Here is a 1572-nt window from a genome sequence, read left to right on the forward strand (position 1 = left end):
GCTTGCTTTTATCTGCATCGCGGCGAAGTTCAAAGGACGGTCTGTAGATGAGATTCTGGAGCGATCGCGCGTGGCCAAGGACATTATCGTCATCGGTGCCGGCCTGGCAGGTGTCAGCGCCGCCTGGGCGCTGAAACGAAAGGGCTTCAATGTCGCTGTGTTCGACAGCGCCGACGGCCCTGCCCAGGCGACGAGTTTTGCCAATGCGGGCGCACTGACGCCGTCAGAGCCGCAACCCTGGAATGGTCCCGGCGTGGCCTGGGAGCTGATCGCCTCGCTCACCGATCCCAATGCGGCGATGAAGCTGCGCCCGGCGGCCCTCCCCGGCCTTATTCCGTGGGGGCTGAAATTCCTGCGCAACTCCACCCGCTCCCGTCATGAACTCGCCGCGCGCGCCAACTTCGTCCTGTCGCGCTATTCGCTGAAGCAGACCCGGGCGGTGCGCGACACGCTCGGGCTCGAATTCGACAACATCACCCAGGGCACGCTGCGTGTCTTCGAAACCGCAGAACGCCTCGACCATAGCCGCCAGGCGGCTGAGGCCCTGGCAGATCTCGGTCTCAATCATCGTGTGCTCGACCGCGACGAGGCCGTCGCCCTTGAACCGCTGCTCGCACCGGTCGCCGATAAGATCGTGGGGGCCATCCACTATCCCGACGATGAATGCGGTGATGCCCACAAATTCACCTGTGCCCTGGCCAAGGCGGCCGAAGCCGACGGCGTCGAGTTTGAATGGAATACCGAGATCGAGGCTTTGGGCGACCGGGCCGGCGATATCGTCGGCGTTTACACCAAGACCGAGGAGATCGAAGCTGACGGGATTGTCGTGGCGTCCGGGCATGCGGCGTGGAAACTGCTCAAGCCGCTGGGCCTTCACCTGCCCGTTCGCCCGGTCAAAGGCTATTCGCTGACCCTCGACATGAGCAGTCAGAACGAGCGTCCCGGCCTGCCCGTGGTCAATGACGCCATGCACGCCATTGTCACGCCTATGGGTGACCGGCTCCGGGTCGCCGGAACAGCGGAGATCGCCGGTGAAAACGACGAGCTGACACCGGCCCGGATCGACAATCTGAAGCGCCTGTTCGCCGGGATTTATCCCGAGCTGGCGCCGAAACTGCTCGAGGGCGATGTCGACGCCTGGACCGGCCTGCGCCCCATGAGTGCAGATGGCCGTCCCTTCATCGGTGAGACGCGAGCGCGCGGGCTGTGGCTGAGCACCGGACATGGCCATCTGGGCTGGACCCAGGCCATGGGCTCTGCGCATTTGCTGGCCGACCTTCTGGCCGGCGACACGCCGGCGATTGATCCGGCGCCCTATGCCGCGAGGCGGGTCTAGGGCCGACAACGCCACAATAAAAAAGGGCGGCCATCACAGCCGCCCTTCTCATTCGTATGGCAAAGCCCGCGCTAGCGCGCGAACTTCTGGAACTTGATGCGCTTGGGCATGTCCGCATCCGGGCCCAGGCGGCGTTTCTTGTCTTCGATATAGTCTTCGAAATTGCCCTCGAACCATTCCACATGGCTGTCGCCTTCAAAGGCGAGGATGTGGGTGGCGAGGCGGTCGAGGAAGAA

At 63.8% G+C, this 1572-nt stretch carries 2 protein-coding genes; one reads left to right on the forward strand and one right to left on the reverse strand.

Features of this window, described 5'->3' with window-relative positions:
• Nucleotides 1-1336, forward strand: a 1336-nt coding sequence (locus Q1V51_RS03475; protein ID WP_300552902.1) for a D-amino acid dehydrogenase, incomplete at its 5' end; no start/stop codon positions are given.
• A 71-nt stretch (nucleotides 1337-1407) separates the two neighbouring features.
• Here Q1V51_RS03475 and Q1V51_RS13430 read toward each other — a convergent pair.
• The coding region (locus tag Q1V51_RS13430) for a hypothetical protein (protein WP_366522694.1) at nucleotides 1408-1572 on the reverse strand (165 nt) is incomplete at its 5' end.

This window comes from Maricaulis sp., assembly GCF_030149235.1.
Classification (GTDB): Bacteria; Pseudomonadota; Alphaproteobacteria; order Caulobacterales; family Maricaulaceae; genus Maricaulis.